This is a genomic window from Duganella radicis, from assembly GCF_009720825.1.
In the GTDB taxonomy this organism is placed as follows: domain Bacteria; phylum Pseudomonadota; class Gammaproteobacteria; order Burkholderiales; family Burkholderiaceae_D; genus Rugamonas; species Rugamonas radicis.
Genome location: NZ_WNKY01000141.1, coordinates 1 through 262, shown reverse-complemented (window position 1 = coordinate 262; position 262 = coordinate 1). Strand labels below are relative to the sequence as shown.

Annotated in this window: 1 rRNA gene; it reads right to left on the bottom strand. The window is 50.8% G+C overall.

The features are described 5' to 3' along the window. Nucleotides 1-262: ribosomal RNA gene (locus tag GM676_RS33140) — 23S ribosomal RNA — on the bottom strand; the annotation flags it as partial.

The following is a 262-nucleotide window of genomic DNA, read 5'->3' as shown; positions in this document are numbered from 1 at the left end:
TTGGGCTTACGGCGTGGGGGCTTTTCACCCCCATTATCGCTACTCATGTCAGCATTCGCACTTCTGATACCTCCAGCATCCTTTACAAGACACCTTCGCAGGCTTACAGAACGCTCTCCTACCATATCCTTACGGATATCCGCAGCTTCGGTGACTGGCTTAGCCCCGTTACATCTTCCGCGCAGGACGACTCGATCAGTGAGCTATTACGCTTTCTTTAAATGATGGCTGCTTCTAAGCCAACATCCTGACTGTTTTAGCC